Annotated in this window: 12 protein-coding genes and 2 pseudogenes; 10 read left to right on the top strand and 4 right to left on the bottom strand. The window is 56.1% G+C overall.

The genetic code is table 11. The features are described from left to right. Positions 1-26: 26 nt before the first annotated feature. Positions 27-581, bottom strand: coding sequence for a GNAT family N-acetyltransferase (locus HV318_RS06265; protein WP_182272041.1), 555 nt, complete (start codon positions 579-581; stop codon positions 27-29). 124 nt (positions 582-705) lie between these two features. Then, complete coding sequence (gene dld, locus HV318_RS06260; RefSeq protein WP_182272040.1) at positions 706-2,442, bottom strand: D-lactate dehydrogenase; 1,737 nt, start codon at positions 2,440-2,442, stop codon at positions 706-708. Between the two features lie 189 nt (positions 2,443-2,631). Here dld and bglX point away from each other — a divergent pair, with 189 nt between their 5' ends. The 8 genes and pseudogenes from bglX (at position 2,632) to HV318_RS06220 (ending at position 13,212) form a co-directional block, all read left to right on the top strand. Next, positions 2,632-4,929 (top strand): beta-glucosidase BglX, encoded by a 2,298-nt coding sequence (bglX, locus tag HV318_RS06255; RefSeq protein WP_182272039.1) that lies wholly within the window; start codon positions 2,632-2,634, stop codon positions 4,927-4,929. 349 nt (positions 4,930-5,278) lie between these two features. Continuing rightward, positions 5,279-6,604 (top strand): glycoside hydrolase family 28 protein, encoded by a 1,326-nt coding sequence (locus HV318_RS06250; protein WP_182272038.1) that lies wholly within the window; start codon positions 5,279-5,281, stop codon positions 6,602-6,604. Between the two features lie 23 nt (positions 6,605-6,627). Then, positions 6,628-8,187 carry an MFS transporter gene (locus HV318_RS06245; RefSeq protein WP_182272037.1) on the top strand — a complete coding sequence of 520 codons (1,560 nt, stop codon included), beginning with the start codon at positions 6,628-6,630 and terminating at the stop codon, positions 8,185-8,187. A gap of 1 nt (position 8,188) precedes the next feature. Further along, on the top strand, positions 8,189-9,424 hold the full coding sequence (locus tag HV318_RS06240) for an MFS transporter (RefSeq protein WP_182272036.1): 1,236 nt from the start codon (positions 8,189-8,191) through the stop codon (positions 9,422-9,424). A 69-nt stretch (positions 9,425-9,493) separates the two neighbouring features. After that, complete coding sequence (gene osmF, locus HV318_RS06235) at positions 9,494-10,411, top strand: glycine betaine ABC transporter substrate-binding protein OsmF (RefSeq protein ID WP_182272035.1); 918 nt, start codon at positions 9,494-9,496, stop codon at positions 10,409-10,411. A gap of 12 nt (positions 10,412-10,423) precedes the next feature. Next, positions 10,424-11,549: pseudogene (locus tag HV318_RS06230) on the top strand (ABC transporter permease). Further along, positions 11,542-12,491, top strand: a pseudogene (locus HV318_RS06225) (ABC transporter ATP-binding protein). Before HV318_RS06230 ends, HV318_RS06225 begins: the two co-directional pseudogenes overlap by 8 nt. Continuing rightward, complete coding sequence (locus tag HV318_RS06220) at positions 12,475-13,212, top strand: ABC transporter permease (protein WP_182272034.1); 738 nt, start codon at positions 12,475-12,477, stop codon at positions 13,210-13,212. The pseudogene HV318_RS06225 and the gene HV318_RS06220 overlap by 17 nt, the downstream one beginning before the upstream one ends. On the opposite strand, the gene HV318_RS06215 is transcribed toward HV318_RS06220, so the two are convergent. Both HV318_RS06215 and mlrA read right to left on the bottom strand, forming a co-directional pair. Further along, a complete protein-coding gene (locus HV318_RS06215) occupies positions 13,187-13,300 on the bottom strand; it encodes a protein YohO (RefSeq protein WP_182274544.1) in 114 nt (37 codons plus the stop codon). The two genes, HV318_RS06220 and HV318_RS06215, sit on opposite strands and share 26 nt — an antisense overlap. 69 nt (positions 13,301-13,369) lie before the next feature. After that, a complete protein-coding gene (mlrA, locus tag HV318_RS06210) occupies positions 13,370-14,110 on the bottom strand; it encodes an HTH-type transcriptional regulator MlrA (protein WP_182274543.1) in 741 nt (246 codons plus the stop codon). Between the two features lie 218 nt (positions 14,111-14,328). Here mlrA and HV318_RS06205 point away from each other — a divergent pair, with 218 nt between their 5' ends. Together HV318_RS06205 and btsR are read left to right on the top strand one after the other, a co-directional pair. After that, positions 14,329-16,014 (top strand): sensor histidine kinase, encoded by a 1,686-nt coding sequence (locus tag HV318_RS06205; RefSeq protein ID WP_182272033.1) that lies wholly within the window; start codon positions 14,329-14,331, stop codon positions 16,012-16,014. After that, entirely contained in the window at positions 16,008-16,727 is a 720-nt protein-coding gene (gene btsR, locus HV318_RS06200; RefSeq protein ID WP_182272032.1) for a two-component system response regulator BtsR, read from the top strand. Before HV318_RS06205 ends, btsR begins: the two co-directional genes overlap by 7 nt. The last annotated feature ends 14 nt before the right edge of the window (positions 16,728-16,741 follow it).

Below are 16,741 nucleotides of genomic sequence, written 5' to 3'. Positions count from 1 at the left end.
GGTGAGGGCACCAGACCGCACGGCTTTTATTCGGGCAGCGTCCAGTCACCGTCGTTGAGTGGGCGTTGCATAATCAGCGTATCCCGCCAGTCACCTTTTTTGTAGCCGACGCTGCGTAGCTGACCGACAATCTCGAAGCCGTGTTTTTTATGCAGCCGTAATGAGCCCGCATTATTATTTCCGTCGCCCACAACCGCGATCATCTGCCGCCACGGTCCTTGCTCGCAGCGTTCAATCAACGCGTCCATGAGCGCTGAACCAAACCCGCGTCCGGTGGTACTGGCATCCACGTAGATCGATTCTTCAAGGGTATAACGGTAGGCATGTCGTGGACGATACAAGGTCGCATAGCAATACCCCACGACGATGCCGTGATACAACGCGACCAGCCACGGTAGGCCGCTCTCGGCGACGTTTTTCATCCGCTGGCGCATTTCATCGATGGTAGGGGGGACTTCCTCGAACGATGCGCGCCCGTGAAGCACATGCCAGGCATAGATGGCCGTAATGGCATGCACATCGTCAGGAAGGGCGTCGCGTACGTCCACTTCGGTTTCAGGGTAAATATCAACAGCCGACATGGTATGCCTGCTCCTCGTCTTACAAAGCCGGAGAAACGGTTCTCCGGCGACAGATATTTACTCTAGTACGTTTGAGGAGCGCTTCACAATCTCTCAAATATGGCTGTAGACGCGATTCAGAGGCTTACGCGTCGTGCTGCTCCGTTTCGGCGCTCTCTTTCCAGTATTTCTTCCGCGTTGTTTTACCAATACCGGGATTCATACTGTTTGTAGGGTCATTCTCGCGATAAAACTGCTTTAATGCATCCGGGGCTTTGTAAAGATGCCCGACGTTGTGTTCCGCAGGATATTGTGCGCCGCGATCGCGCAGCAGGGTGAGCATCTGTTCTTTCAGTTCATGTGCATCGACGCCTTTTTTGACGATGTAATCCTGGTGGAATACATAGCACATAAAGTGGCCGTAATAGAGTTTGTGTACCAGCTTGCTGTCAATTTCCGGCGGCAGATGTTCAAACCATTCGGTATCGTTGCGTCGCAAGGCAATATCCAGTGCCAGAATATCCTCCACCTCTTCGGAGTGAACCGCCTGGTAACGAATGGCGGCACCCGCTGCGGCGAAGCGGTGCAGGAAGGCTTTGCTGCCTTCTTCCGGCGTACAGGCGAAGAAATCACCTTCGGCGGTTTTGAAGAATTCAGTCAACCAGGTTTGTGCCTCGGTAATGCCATCACCGGCCATTTTCAGCAGCAGGTGGTGCTCATACTTATCGCGCCAGGTCTTCATTCGCTCCGGTAAATGCGCCGGGAAGACATGACCCAGTTTCTGCATAAAGCGGTCGGTGAAATGTGGCTTAAACAGCGACACTTTATCCAGCATCGCGTCGGTGCGGCCCTTCATGGTGAAGAAGAACGGCATCTTGTCGGTACCAAGCTTGTCGATCATCAGGAAGGTGTCTTTGCCGTAACGTTCGGCGATGTCGTAAATATCACGGTGCATATACTCGCCTGCCACTGGCAGGTGGGTGAACTCACCCAGAATATGACGGCGGATTTCGGTCAACACGTCTGGCTGGTTGGTACCGATGTAAAAGACCTGCTGTTTTTTCTCTGCCGGGAAGGTATCAAGGCGGACCGCAAAGACGGCCAGCTTGCCCGCGCAGCCGGAGGATTCGAATAACCGGTCAGGATCGGCGTTATAGCGCGCCGGGGTATCGGCCCCGATATCGCGCACGCGGGTGACATAATCATGGTCGTGAGCATGCCGTCCATCGTGCTGAACGTCTTCATCCTTCACGCGGTCGTCATCGAGTTTGCTGAGGATCTGCTCTGGCGTTGCCCCCAGATCAATTCCCAAATGGTTGACCAGCGTCAGCTTGCCGTTTTCGTCGATGCGGGCATACAGCGACATCTCGGTGTACGCGGGGCCACGCTGCACCAGCGAACCGCCAGAGTTATTGCAAATCCCGCCAATTACGGAGGCACCAATACAGGATGAACCAATCACCGAATGGGGTTCACGTCCCAGAGGCTTAAGCGCTTTTTCCAGTGAATAGAGGGTCGTCCCGGGGAAGGCCAGTACCTGTTCACCTTTGTCCAGCAGGTGCAGTTTGTCGAGACGCAGGGTGCTGATGATCACGATGTCACGATCGTAATCGTTGCCGTTCGGCGTAGAACCTTCGGTCAGGCCGGTGTTGGCGGCCTGCATCAGAATAATTTTGTCGGCGACGACGCAGGCGCTCAGTACGCGCCACAGTTCCAGCAGCGTGCCGGGGAACACCACCGCCAGCGCGTCGCCCTGACCGGAGCGAAAACCTTTGCGGTAGCGGGCGGTTTTTGCCGGGTCGGTAAGCAGGTGAGAGTGACCAACCAGGCGCGACAATTCGTTAATAAAAGTGTTGTTATCGTCAGTTCGAACAGAAGACATCTTCCACTCCTTGTGGTGGGGCAAATTTCTCGTTGTAAAGCATAGCGCGATTAACTGTTAAGCGGTCGAGTATTCACGAGAAAAATCAGAGAATAACCCTGCAAGGTTCAGAGGGTTTGTGGCACACTGCGCTTTTCGCACGGTTTGGCCGAGATCTTCCGGCGGTTATTGATGAGAGAGTAAAACGACATGAAATGGCTATGTTCTGTAGGTGTCGCCGTCAGCCTGGCGCTGCAACCTGCGCTGGCAGAGGATTTGTTTGGTAATCACCCGCTTACGCCTGAAGCCCGGGACGCGTTTGTTACCCAATTGCTTAAGAAGATGACGGTCGATGAGAAGATAGGCCAGCTGCGTCTTATCAGCGTCGGTCCGGATAACCCGAAAGAGGCCATCCGTGAGATGATTAAAGAGAGCCAGGTTGGGGCAATCTTTAACACCGTCACTCGCCAGGATATCCGCAAAATGCAGGATCAGGCGATGGAACTCAGCCGTCTGAAAATTCCTCTGTTCTTCGCCTATGACGTGCTGCACGGTCAGCGTACCGTCTTCCCGATTAGCCTCGGTTTAGCCTCCTCCTTTAACCTTGATGCGGTCAAAACCGTGGGGCGCGTTTCTGCATATGAAGCGGCAGACGACGGCCTGAACATGACCTGGGCTCCGATGGTGGACGTCTCCCGCGATCCGCGCTGGGGCCGCGCCTCAGAAGGTTTCGGGGAAGATACATATTTAACGTCGATAATGGGTAAAACCATGGTGGAAGCGATGCAGGGTAAAAGCCCGGCGGATCGCTACTCTGTCATGACCAGCGTTAAGCACTTTGCGGCCTACGGTGCTGTTGAGGGTGGTAAAGAGTACAACACCGTGGACATGAGCCCACAGCGCCTGTTCAACGACTATATGCCTCCGTACAAAGCGGGCCTGGATGCGGGCAGCGGTGCGGTGATGGTGGCGCTGAACTCACTCAACGGCACACCTGCGACCTCTGATTCCTGGCTGCTGAAAGATGTACTGCGCGACCAGTGGGGCTTTAAGGGCATCACCGTCTCCGATCACGGCGCTATCAAGGAACTGATCAAACACGGAACGGCTTCCGACCCGGAAGATGCAGTGCGCGTGGCGCTCAAGTCCGGCATCAACATGAGCATGAGTGACGAATACTACAGCAAATACCTGCCGGGGCTGGTGAAGAGCGGTAAGGTAACGATGGCGGAACTGGATGACGCTACCCGTCACGTGCTGAATGTGAAATACGACATGGGGCTGTTTAACGATCCGTACAGCCACCTGGGCGCGAAAGATTCAGACCCGGCAGACACCAACGCTGAAAGCCGTCTGCACCGTAAAGATGCACGTGACGTTGCGCGTGAAAGCCTGGTGCTGCTGAAAAACCGTCTGGAAACGCTGCCGCTGAAAAAGTCCGCTACGATCGCCGTGGTTGGCCCGCTGGCCGACAGCAAGCGTGACGTCATGGGGAGCTGGTCAGCCGCTGGCGTGGCCGATCAATCCGTGACTGTACTGACCGGCATTAAAAACGCGGTCGGTGAAAACGGCAAAGTGGTGTACGCCAAAGGGGCGAACGTCACCAGTGATAAAGACATTGTTGCCTTCCTCAACCAGTACGAAGAGGCGGTGAAAGTGGATCCACGTTCACCGAAAGCGATGATTGACGAAGCGGTTAATGCGGCGAAGCAGTCCGACGTGGTGGTTGCTGTCGTTGGTGAAGCGCAGGGTATGGCGCATGAGGCCTCCAGCCGTACCGACATCACTATTCCGCAGAGTCAGCGCGACCTGATCGCCGCCCTGAAAGCGACCGGTAAGCCGTTGGTGCTGGTGCTGATGAACGGCCGTCCTCTGGCGCTGGTGAAAGAAGATCAGCAGGCAGACGCAATTCTGGAAACCTGGTTTGCCGGTACTGAAGGCGGTAACGCCATTGCCGATGTGCTGTTTGGCGATTACAACCCGTCAGGCAAACTGCCGATGTCCTTCCCGCGCTCTGTGGGGCAGATCCCGGTGTATTACAGCCATCTGAACACTGGTCGTCCGTACAATGCCGACAAACCGAACAAGTACACGTCACGCTACTTCGACGAAGCTAACGGCCCGCTGTACCCGTTTGGTTATGGCCTGAGCTACACCACCTTTAAGGTTTCTGACGTGAAAATGTCAGCACCGACCATGAAGCGTGACGGCAAAGTCACTGCCAGCGTGGAGGTTACCAACACGGGTAAACGCGAAGGGGCAACGGTGATCCAGATGTACGTTCAGGATGTCACTGCGTCCATGAGCCGTCCGGTGAAACAGCTGCGTGGTTTTGAGAAGATTGCCCTCAAGCCTGGCGAAACCCAAACCGTCAGCTTCCCGATCGACGTGGACGCGCTGAAGTTCTGGAACCAGCAGATGAAATACGCTGCGGAGCCTGGCAAATTCAACGTGTTTATCGGCGTGGATTCTGCCCGCGTGAATAAAGGCGAGTTCGAGCTGCAGTAATGTTGTTTCCCTCTCCCTACAAGGAGAGGGTTAGGGTGAGGGGGATACAATCCCCCCATCCCTGATAATCCGCTCAATCCGTGACCCACAACGCAACTTTTCGTCCTTCTCTTGCGAAAAACCCATCATCCGCGCTTTTTCTTCCATCGAACTGCTCTGAAATGTGACATTTTTCACACTTCATTTTTGCATGTCAGCTGAAAACGTGAACAGCATCAAAAGTCCTCTTATTGCCATAACGTCGGCGTGATGGCCTTCACCCTTCATGTAAATATCCCCTGAAAGTACCGCGAGCCACCGCGCAAATGCCCGTTTAATGCCGGTTAGTTCAATTCTGACGGGCAACAACATGAAACTCTCATTAGACAATGTCGATCTTGACCGTAGCGGGGCGTCGCGGGTGACGGCGACGCTACAGGGATTAATCGATACGCTGGCACGTGCAGGCGGCGGTACGCTGGTGGTGACGCCAGGCATCTACCTGACGGGGACGCTGGTACTGCCATCTCACTTTACGTTGCACCTGGAAGCGGGCGCGCGTCTGCTTGCCAGCCAGCACGAAGCCGATTACCAGACCGCCGAAACGCAAAGCATGGCGGAGCTTTCACGTATGGCGCTGCTCTACGCCCGTGATGCACATGCTGTAACGCTCAGTGGTGCAGGGTGCATTGACGGTAACGCCACGGCCTGGTTTGCCGAACAGGTCGATGCCCAGGGTTATCGCCAGCCGAAAACACATCGCCCTCGCCTGGTGGTATTTGAAGGCTGCGAGCAGGTGCGTATCAGTGACATCACCTTGTATGACTCGCCGATGTGGACTGCCCATCTGGTGAGCTGTAATCACGTTTTTATCCGTAACCTCACTGTCGACAACGATCTCACTCTTTCGAATACCGATGCGCTGGATATCGACAGTTGCCAGCACGTTCATATCAGCGACAGCTACTTCAGTGCCGCTGATGACGGTATCTGTCTGAAAACGACGGACAAAGCCCCTGAGCTGCAGCAGCCAATCTATAACATCACGGTCAGCAACTGCATTATCCGTTCCAAAAGCTGTGCCATTAAGGTCGGGACAGAGACCTTTGCAGATATTCGCCACGTTGCGGTGACGAATTGCACGATCTTTGAATCCAACCGTGGCATTGGCCTGGTGTCCCGTGATGGTGGCGCATTTAGCCAGATGGTGTTCAGCAACATTCTCTTCGATTGTCGCCACGGCGACCCGTGCCACTGGGGAAAAGCCGATCCCGTTTTCATCTCTCTGCGCCATCGTGCGCCGGACGTCCGGCCGGGGGATATCAGTCAGGTTACCTTCTCCAGCCTGAATGGCGTGGGCGAGGGGGCCATCAATCTGCACAGTGAGATTGACGGTGCGGTTCGCGATATCACTTTCAACGGGCTGACCTTCACTCAGATCCACAGCCCGTCCGGTGAGCAGGGTTGTTACGACGTGCGCCCACCGTGTAACCCGGAACGACCTACCGGCATGGGACTGGACAACGCTTACCGGGTGGATCCGCAGACAGGGCGTGCGCACGGCGTCGGGCGTTACCCGCACGGGCTACCTGCCATCTTTGCTTGCGGTATCTGTGGGCTGCATCTGAATGAGTTACATATCACACGTCCTTCGCCGCTGCCTGCGGACTGGGATGTCGAGAGTATCCGGGTTTAACACGGTCACTTCAGGGGATAACAATGATAAAAAAAGTGCGAGAAATTAAGCTGCGTAACTATGTCTGTTACGGACTGGCAGATGTGATAGGTTCCGGGGCCTTTACGCTGGTCAGTGCCTGGCTACTGTTTTTCCTGACCACGTTTTGCGGCCTGACGCCTATCCAGGCCGGGTCGCTTTTTGCCGTGGCAAGGATTGTCGATGTGATTATGTGCCCGGTGATTGGGTACGTTTCTGATAACTTCCATAAAACCCGGCTCGGGCGACGCTTTGGTCGCCGCCGTTTCTTCCTGCTGGCCAGTATTCCGCTGGTGTCTGTTTACAGTCTGCTGTGGGTGGAAGGGTTTAACTACTGGATGTACCTGCTGTTTTATATTCTGTTTGAAGTCGTCTACACCATGATCATCATTCCTTACGATACCCTGTCGGCGGAGATGACCTCGGATTTCAAAAAGCGCTCAAAGCTCACCAGTGCGCGTATGTACATTGCCCAGCTGGCCGGTTTTGCTGCGGCATTTCTGCCCGGGCGTCTGGTGTCGTATTTCGGCCCTGAATCGTCGGATTCGTTCTTCTACACCGGGGCGATTTTTACCGTGTCGTTTATGATTGTGCTGTTCTTCGTCTACTTCGGCACCTGGGAGCGGTCGCTGGAGGAGATCCAGCAAAACGAGCACCACGACGCGGAAGAGGAAAAAGAGCCGTTTACCACGCGCGTGTTCCATATCTACTACGATTTTGTCTCGACGCTGAAAATCAAAACCTTCCGCTCGCATCTGGGAATGTACCTTGGTGGATCTGTAGCGCAGGACATCTTCAACTCGGTATTTACCTATTTTGTGGTCTTCGCAATGATGACCTCGTCGGTGGTGGCCTCTAACCTGCTGGGGGTGATTAACGGCCTGCAGTTCTTTGGGGTTGGTATTGCAACCTGGTTGACGCTGCGTTTTTCACCGTCCCGTGCGTTTGCTACCCAGGCCACAATGGCGCTGCTGGCCTTTGCGCTGTTTGTCTCGGCTTACCTGAGCGGGGTGGGGGGTATGAGCGTGCTCTATGTCGGTGCGGCGGTTGCGGGCCTGGCGCGCGGCGGGATCTACGCCATTCCGTGGAATAACTACACCTTCGTGGCCGACGTGGATGAGATCCTGACCGGTAGCCGTCGTGAGGGGATCTTCGCCGGGTTTATGAGCCTGCTGCGCAAAGCGTCTCAGGCACTCTCCATTTTCCTGGTCGGGGTGGCGTTACAAATGTCGGGCTTCGTCTCCGGGCAGAGTTCGCAGCCACAGTCGGCTGTCAATATGATCCTGGTAATCATGATTGCCCTGCCGGTTGCCCTGACCCTGTGGGGGATCTGGTCTGCCTTCCAGTTTAAGGTGAACAGCCGCACGCACGCGATCCTGAACGAAGAGGTGGCGCGTCTGAAACTGGGCGGCAGTAAGGCGACCGTGAGCGCCGAAAACCGGGCGGTGATCGAAAGCCTGACCGGCATGCCATACGAAAACTGCTGGGGTGAAAACACCGTCGGCTATCTCAACCGCAAGCGTATGCAGGCGCGTAAGTTCAGCGGCCTGTTGAAGACCCACTGAGATGACAGAGCAGAGCATTATTATTCAGCAGGGCGTATGGGCCCGGCTGGGATTGCCCCGGGAACTTTGCTGGGGCTTTATGGGGATTTTCCTGTTTATTACCGGCGCGACGATTGAGCAGAGCTGGCTTGCCTCTTTGCTACAGCAGCGCGGATTTGATGCAGTGCATATCAGCTTACTCTCATCGGTTTTTGGCCTGTGCGTGGCGCTGGTGTCGTGGTTTTCTGGTATCGGCGCAGGCGTGCTGGGGTTACGGCGGCTGATGTGGGCCGCGACGGTGATTTATTTTATCGGCTCGGTTCCGTTCATTGCGTGGGCGCTGCCACAGGGCCATTACCCGCTGATGGTGGCGAGTTATGCGCTGCGTGGGGTGGCGTATCCGCTGTTTGCCTATTCATTTCTGGTGTGGGTCAACCAGCGCTGCGAGCCTGTCATTCTTGGGCGTGCCGTCTCGTGGTTCTGGATCGCCTTTGGTGTGGGGATGACCATCGTCGGGCCGTGGTTCTCCGGCATGATGATCCCGGCGTTTGGCGAAACCACCACGCTGCTCAGCGGCTTTATTTTCGTGGCGCTGGGGGCCGGTTGTGCGCTGGTACTCAACCGTGATCGCCCGCAGTGGCAACGCGAGGGCAACCTGGGGGATGCCCTGGCTGAAGGGCTGCGGGTGCTGGTGCGTGAACCCAGGATGCGCCTTGCGGTACTCGTGAAGACCATCAACGACATCGGCAAGTTTTCACTGGTGATCCTGATGCCCGTTTATTTGCCGCGTTTTGGCTTTAGCATCGCCCAGTGGCTGGCTATCTGGGGGCTGGTGAACGTGGTGAATATTTTCGCGAACTACTTCTTTGGCTGGCTGGGCGATACCATCGGCTGGCGAAACACGGTGGTCTGGTTCTCCGGCACGCTGTGCGGGCTGGGGATGCTGGCCGTCTGCTATACCCCGGTGTGGTTCGGCGACAGTGAAACCATGTTGTTTCTGGCGCTGGCTTTATATGCCGTGGGACTGGGGGCTTTTGGCCCGCTGAGTGCGCTGATCCCCTCACTGCTGCCGCACAACAAAGGGGCGGCGATCTCGTGCCTGAATCTGGGTTCCGGGCTGAGCAATTTCGTCGGGCCGGTGATTGTCACGCTTTGCGTGGCCCCATTGGGTATCGAAGGGACGCTATGGGTGATTGCCATTCTCTACTTCGCCGCCAGCCTGCTTAGCGTGCCGCTGACCCTACCCGAAGAAGGATGAATTCAGGTTTTTAGGCTACGCTTTTCTCTCAAGCCTCTGATAAAGGCCGTAAAAAATGAGGAAAGCTGCATGACGATGACAAAGGGGATGATGGGTTCAGCGGTGCTGCTGGCAGCGCTGAGCTTGCCGTTACAGGCGGCAGAGCCGGTGAAAGTGGGCTCAAAGATTGATACCGAGGGTGCGCTGCTCGGCAATATCATCTTACAGGTGCTCGAAAGTCACGGGGTCAAAACTGTCAATAAAGTCCAGCTCGGCACCACACCCGTGGTGCGTGGCGCTATTACCTCTGGCGAGCTGGATATCTACCCGGAATACACCGGCAACGGGGCGTTCTTCTTCAAAGATGAAACCGACCCGGCCTGGAAAAATGCCAAAGCCGGATATGAAAAAGTCAAAAAACTGGATGCAGAGCAGAACAAGCTGGTCTGGCTGACGCCAGCTCCGGCCAACAACACCTGGACTATTGCGGTGCGTAAAGACATCGCGGAGAAAGGTAAGTTAACCTCGCTTGAAGATCTCAGCCGCTACCTGAAAGAGAAGGGCGAATTTAAGCTTGCGGCGTCTGCTGAGTTTATCGAGCGTCCGGATGCGCTACCTGCTTTTGAAAAAGCCTATAACTTTAAGCTCGACCAGGCTCAGTTGCTCTCTCTGGCGGGCGGCGATACGGCAGTGACCATCAAAGCAGCGGCGCAGAAAACCTCTGGGGTTAATGCGGCAATGGCCTATGGCACCGACGGCCCGGTTGCGGCACTGGGGCTGCAAACGCTGACCGATCCGAAAGGCGTTCAGCCGATTTATGCCCCCACGCCGGTGGTGCGCGAAGCGGTGCTGAAAGCCTACCCGGATATTGCCAAATGGTTAAAACCGGTCTTTGAAAAGCTGGATGAAAAAACGCTGCAACAGCTGAACGCCAGCATTGCCGTTGAAGGGCTGGATGCCAAAAAAGTGGCGGCTGATTTCCTGAAGCAACAAGGGCTGGTGAAGTAACAGGACAGGGCTGTGCCAATAAAATGTCATAACCGCGTACTGCTGCTGTTGGCCTGCGTGGCCATCGCAGCGGTTGCGTTACCGTTTGTGAATGTTGCACCTAACCGCCTGGTGTCGGGGGAAGGGCGTACGCTCTGGCAGGTCTGGCCGTTTACACCGCTGCTGATGGTAGCGGCGCTGGGTGCGGTTGTCGTGCTATCGCTCTGGCAGGGACGTACCGCGCAGTGGCTGACGCTATTCCTCTGTGAAGGGTTCTTTATTGTACTGTTCTGGTGTGCAGGGCTTGCGGCAACACACATGGCCTCGGCGGAAAGTCCACTGGCGCGCACGTCTGTCGGCAGTGGCCTGTAGCGATGCCATTCGCCGTCTGATACCAACGTCTGCCTGGCGCTGGGTACTCAATGCGCAAATCTGGTGTATTCCGCTATTGCTGCTGTTCAGCGGCGAACTGAATAACCTCTCGCTGTTAAAAGAATACGCCAACCGTCAGGAGGTGTTTGATGATGCGCTGGCGCAACATCTGACCATCCTCTTCGGCACACTCTTTCCGGCGTTACTGCTGGGAGTACCGCTGGGCATGTGGTGCTATCGCCACCCTTCACGCCAGGGTGTGGTGTTTACCGTGCTCAATGTGATCCAGACCATACCCTCCGTTGCGTTGTTTGGCCTGCTGATTGCACCGCTGGCGGGCCTGGTGAAGTCGTTTCCCGTCCTGGGAACGATGGGGATAGCCGGAACCGGGTTAACACCGGCTCTGATTGCACTGGTGCTGTATGCGCTGTTACCGCTGGTACGCGGCGTCGTGGCGGGTTTAAACCAGGTCGCGCCGGACGTGCTGGAAAGCGCCCATGCAATGGGGATGAGCGTGCGGCAGTGTTTCTGGCAGATACAGCTGCCACTGGCGTTACCTCTGCTGCTGCGCAGCCTGCGGGTGGTGGCCGTGCAAACCGTTGGCATGGCGGTGATCGCTGCGCTAATCGGCGCGGGTGGTTTTGGTGCGCTGGTGTTTCAGGGATTGTTGAGCAGCGCGCTGGATCTGGTGTTATTAGGCGTGGTTCCCACGATTGCGCTGGCGGTCGTCGTCGACGCGCTGTTTGCCTTATGGCTCGCGTTGCTCAGGGGGAGAGACAATGATTGAATTTCACGATGTCAGTAAAAGCTTCGCGGGGCGTCCGGCGGTGAGCCACCTGAATTTGCATTTCGAGGAAGGCGCTTTTTCCGTGCTGATTGGTACCTCGGGGTCGGGAAAATCAACCACCCTGAAGATGATCAACCGGCTGGTGGAACACGACAGTGGCCTGATTCGCTTCGCCGGGGAAGAGCTCCGCAGCCTGCCGGTGCTGGAGCTGCGGCGTCGCATGGGATATGCCATTCAGTCCATCGGCCTGTTTCCTCACTGGACGGTGGCGCAGAACATCGCCACCGTCCTCAGCTGGAAAAGCGGTCACGTGAAACCATTGCTGACAGGGTTGATGAGCTGATGGCGTTGCTCGGGTTAGAGCCTCTGCTGCGTGACCGCTATCCGCACCAGCTTTCCGGTGGACAACAGCAGCGGGTTGGGGTGGCGCGTGCGCTGGCCGCTAACCCGCAGGTGTTGTTGATGGATGAACCGTTTGGCGCGCTGGATCCGGTCACGCGCGGAGCGCTTCAGGCGGAAATGACCCGCATTCACCGTATTCTGGGGCGCACAATAATCCTGGTGACTCACGATATTGATGAGGCGCTGCGGCTGGCTGATCATCTGGTGTTGATGGATCACGGCGAGGTGGTGCAGCAGGGCACGCCGCTGGAACTGTTGACCCACCCGGCAAACGACTTTGTACGCGAATTTTTTGGCCGCAGCGAGCTGGGCGTCAGGTTGCTCTCCCTGCGAACCGTTGGTGACTATATGCGCCGACAGGAGGCTCCGGTAAGCGGTGAACCGTTACAGGAGCAGATGAACCTGCGGGATGCACTTTCCGCTTTTGTGGCGCGCCAGTGTGAGGTGCTGCCCGTTTCCGATGCCCGGGGCGCACCGTGTGGCACGCTTCATTTTCGCGATCTGTTGTCCGGGGAGGTGATGCGTGAAGGGAATGCGTGATCCGCTGCTCTGGCTGGTGGTGCTCTTTGTTGCCCTCCTTTTTTTGATGCCACACAGCGCGGCATTGTTTAGCACGCTCTTTCCCGGCCTGCCGAGGCCAGTGTATCAGCAGGAGAGTTTTGTTAATCTCGCCCTGGCGCACGCCTGGCTGGTGGCGCTCTCAAGCGTAATGGCCATTGTGCTGGGCGTTGGGGCGGGTATCGCGGTGACACGAACATCGGGCAGGGAGTTTCGCCCGCTGGTGGAGACGATTGCGGCGATCGGACAAACCTTTCCGCCGGTGGCGGTGCTGGCAATTGCGGTGCCGGTGATGGGGTTTGGTCAGCAACCTGCCATTATTGCGCTGATTTTATATGGGGTGCTGCCGATCCTGCAGGGCACGCTGGCCGGTATTGCGGCAGTGCCAGCGTCGGTGCTGAGCGTGGCTGAAGGGATGGGAATGAGCGTCTGGCAGCGGCTGATTAAGGTTGAGCTGCCGCTAGCGGCACCGGTGATCATCGCGGGCGTTCGTACGTCGGTCATTATTAACATCGGGACGGCGACCATCGCCTCAACGGTGGGAGCCAATACGCTGGGAACGCCCATTATTATCGGCTTAAGCGGTTTTAATACGGCCTACATTGTGCAGGGGGCGGTTCTGGTTGCGCTGGCGGCAATCGTGGTTGATCGCATGTTTGAGCGCCTGGCGCTCTGGCTCAGCCGACACCGCCACGAACAATAAACGAATAACCTGCCAGCATTACGCCGCCGATACCGCCCACGGCCATCAGAACAAAAAGGGTAATTACGGCCAGTTTGGTTGCCTTCATCATGTGCTCCTGTTGTTAACGGAACAATTATACGGTGAAGCGCAGCTGTTAATGAACCATTAAATGCCGTTACGGTTCATTTGGGCTTAGTGGGTAAACAGGATAACCATGCTCACGCCATTCCGTCAGCAGCTGTTGCTGCGAGGCGGACGGCACTTCTCCGCACCAGACCAGCAGGGTCTGGCCGTCAAACAGCTCGGGCTTCAGCTGAGCCAGCGAGTGTGCCAGGACATCAACGCGCCAGCCCTGCTGAGTGGCGATCCAGGCTTCCAGCCACAGGCGCGTGGTATCGTGAACGTTCCAGCCGACCACCAGTGCATCTTTGCTGTTCTTGCTCCTCGCCGAGGCAAGACAAACGGAGATGTAATTGATGAGCACACCGTCGAGTATGCTGAGCAGCGCCTGCAACGTCGATTGCGGACACTGCAGGCGACGACGGAGCGGGATGAAAAGGTGGGTGATCAACGTTTGCGCAGGATAGTCGCGTCCCTGCTCTTTGATCCACGACCGCAGGCGCTGCAGGTTTCCTGCCTGCAGGAGCCGCAACAGGGTTTCCTGTTGTTCGCGCCAGATATGTTGAGTGTCAGGATCGTCATGGCTGAGCAATGACTTCACTTTCCCGACCTGTACGCCGTTATCGATCCAGCTTTTTATTTCGCGGATCCGGTCGATATCGGCATCATTGAAAAGACGATGTCCACCGTCCGTTCTCTGTGGTTTGAGTAATCCATACCGTCGTTGCCATGCTCGTAGCGTAACGGGATTGATATCACAAAGGAGTGCCACTTCACCTATCGTGTAAAGCGCCATTTTCGCCCCCTGGCTCACGCGTTCCCAGCTTAACTGTAGACCCACTTTGACGAACCAGGAAGGATTGACGATTTTTTGAACGAATAATGCGCGACTGATGCGATGCCCGATAAAAGGTGTGATGATGAACACGATTTACAGCTTTTTTGGAGTGCCTCAAAGAAAGTTTACTGCCTTCAGTGTATGTTACGCGTTTTTAGAATGTGCGGTTTGTGAGTATGTACGAGTTTAATCTGGTGCTGTTGTTGCTTCAGCAGATGTGTGTGTTTCTGGTCATTGCCTGGCTGATGAGTAAAACGCGCCTGTTCATTCCGCTGATGCAGGTCACCGTTCGTCTGCCGCACAAACTGCTCTGCTACGTCACTTTCTCTATTTTCTGCATTATGGGGACGTATTTTGGTCTCCATATCGAAGACTCAATTGCCAATACGCGCGCCATTGGTGCGGTGATGGGTGGCCTGCTCGGTGGCCCCGTCGTGGGGGGACTGGTCGGGCTAACCGGTGGCCTGCACCGCTATTCGATGGGCGGAATGACGGCGCTCAGCTGTATGATCTCGACAATTGTCGAAGGGTTACTCGGTGGCCTGGTTCACAGTTACATGATCAAACGCGGTCGACCGGATAAAGTTTTCAGCCCGATCACCGCAGGCGCAATTACCTTTGTGGCGGAAATGGCGCAGATGGCGATCATCCTGCTGATTGCCCGACCGTTTGAAGATGCACTCCATCTGGTCAGCAGCATTGCCGCCCCGATGATGGTGACGAATACCGTGGGTGCGGCGCTGTTTATGCGTATTTTGCTCGACAAGCGCGCCATGTTCGAAAAGTACACCTCGGCGTTTTCCGCAACAGCACTGAAGGTTGCCGCCTCAACGGAGGGGATCCTGCGCCAGGGCTTTAACGAAGAAAACAGCATGAAGGTGGCGCAGGTGCTCTATCAGGAGCTGGATATTGGCGCGGTGGCGATAACCGACCGGGAGCGGTTACTGGCCTTTACCGGTACCGGCGACGACCACCATCTGCCGGGCAAACCGATCTCCTCTGCGTATACCCTGCGCGCCATTGAAACCGGTGAAGTGGTCTATGCCGACGGTAACGAAGTCCCTTACCGCTGTTCGCTGCACCCGCAGTGCAAGCTCGGCTCGACGCTGGTCATTCCACTGCGCGGCGAAAACCAGCGGGTAATGGGCACCATTAAACTCTACGAAGCGAAAAACCGCCTGTTCAGCTCCATTAACCGCACGCTGGGGGAGGGGATTGCCCAGCTGCTTTCTGCGCAGATCCTCGCCGGGCAATATGAACGCCAGAAAGCGTTGCTGACGCAGTCGGAAATTAAGCTCCTGCATGCCCAGGTGAACCCGCATTTTCTGTTTAACGCGCTCAATACGCTGAAAGCGGTGATCCGCCGCGACAGCGATCAGGCCGCGCAGCTGGTGCAATTCCTGTCGACATTTTTCCGCAAGAACCTTAAGCGGCCATCAGAAATTGTCACCCTGGCCGATGAGATTGAACACGTTAATGCCTACCTGCAAATTGAGAAAGCGCGATTCCAGTCGCGTTTACAGGTGTCGTTATCCGTTCCTGACGAGCTGGCATATCAGCATTTACCGGCGTTTACCCTGCAACCCATTGTGGAAAATGCCATCAAGCACGGCACGTCCCAACTGCTGGGAACCGGGGTGATCACCATTTCCGCCAGCCGGTTTAACCATCACCTGGTGCTGGATATTGAAGACAATGCCGGGCTTTATGTCCCTGCCGCTTCAGGCGGGTTAGGAATGAGCCTGGTGGATAAACGTCTGCGCGCCCACTTTGGTGATGACTGTGGCATCACTGTTGCCTGTGAGCCAGACCGATTTACCCGTATCACGTTACGACTGCCGCTGGAGGAAAACGCATGCTGAGAGTGCTGATTGTGGATGATGAGCCGCTGGCACGGGAAAACCTGCGCGTCCTGCTGCAGGAGCAGAGTGATATCGAGATTGTGGGGGAGTGTGCAAACGCCATTGAGGCTATTGGTGCCGTTCACAAACTGCACCCGGACGTGCTGTTCCTTGATATTCAGATGCCACGTATCAGTGGGCTGGAAATGGTCGGGATGCTCGACCCGGAACACCGTCCGTACATTGTGTTTCTGACGGCGTTTGATGAATACGCGGTAAAAGCCTTCGAGGAACACGCGTTCGATTACCTGCTGAAGCCGATTGAAGAGAAACGGCTGGAAAAAACGCTGACCCGTTTACGCCAGGAGCGCACCGTGCAGGATGTCACGCTCCTGCCGGAAAACCAGCAGCCGCTGAAATTTATTCCCTGCACCGGACACAGCCGGATTTACCTTCTGCAAATGGACGACGTGGCGTTTGTCAGCAGCCGCCTGAGCGGGGTGTTTGTCACCAGCGCTGAGGGTAACGAAGGGTTTACTGAACTGACGCTGCGCACGCTGGAGAGCCGTACGCCGCTGATCCGTTGCCACCGCCAGTACCTGGTGAACATGGCACACCTGAAAGAGATCCGTCTGGAAGATAACGGCCAGGCCGAGCTGGTGTTGCGTGCCGGACAAACGGTACCCGTCAGCCGCCGCTACCTGAAAAGTTTGAAAGAGGCGATTGGGCTGTAAAACTGGTACACTGC

Source organism: Enterobacter sp. RHBSTW-00901 (assembly GCF_014103115.1).
Lineage (GTDB): Bacteria > Pseudomonadota > Gammaproteobacteria > Enterobacterales > Enterobacteriaceae > Enterobacter > Enterobacter cloacae_P.
Note: the sequence above shows the minus strand (reverse complement) of the source record. Positions and strands in the feature narration are given on the sequence as shown.